Origin of the sequence: Oleiagrimonas sp. MCCC 1A03011 (genome assembly GCF_003267965.1) — a bacterium.
Taxonomy (GTDB): domain Bacteria; phylum Pseudomonadota; class Gammaproteobacteria; order Xanthomonadales; family Rhodanobacteraceae; genus Oleiagrimonas; species Oleiagrimonas citrea.
Genome location: NZ_MSPY01000043.1, coordinates 1 through 669, shown reverse-complemented (window position 1 = coordinate 669; position 669 = coordinate 1). Strand labels below are relative to the sequence as shown.

1 protein-coding gene is annotated in these 669 nt (G+C 46.6%); it reads right to left on the bottom strand.

The genetic code is table 11. The features are described from left to right. Positions 1–355: 355 nt before the first annotated feature. The coding region (locus BTJ49_RS15815; RefSeq protein ID WP_168184785.1) for a hypothetical protein at positions 356–669 on the bottom strand (314 nt) is incomplete at its 5' end.

The window sequence follows — 669 nt, the reverse complement described above, 5'->3', positions numbered from 1 at the left end:
CAAACAGGCTTGACAATCACCCAACCACATGCTTGGAAAGCACCGACGATGAGCAATCATCGCCCGACCACTTCTGATCGGTCCACAGGCGCTTGATATTCACGTAGCTGTAGTACCAAGCCGTTAACAATCATATTTTGTCATTGTGCTTCAGGTTGCGTATCGGGGTTGACGACACGGACTTCTAGACCGACATACAAACACCGAAGTCATCACCAAAAAGAGTAGTGACGCAGTGCTCTTCACTCAGAGCTCATCACCCCTGCACCAGCACGAATCGCAGAGTTGTGGTCAAGTTCTGATGTCCGCCTATAAGCTAAACCTCACTAATGAAATATCCTTAACTTAGCGTCTATCATGCAGACATAGTTTCGTCAGCGTCCCTTGAGATTTCCACGGTCAACACTCCACCCGTCCTCTTCACATAGCTGATAATCCGCACATAACCGTCAATATCTTCCGGCAGCATTTCTGCTGGAATGTTCTCGTCTGTCACCTTGTTGGTAGACACTCTCTCTTTAGTGCCACCATTCTTGAAATATAGAAATGCATCGCGAATTTCAGGGTAGGGACTGTTATACCCCGCCCAATCGTCCAACAAATTTTCCAATCTATCTATATTGCTGTTGTCTTTATTGTGCCTAGCTCCTTTTGGAGTCGAGGCATTGA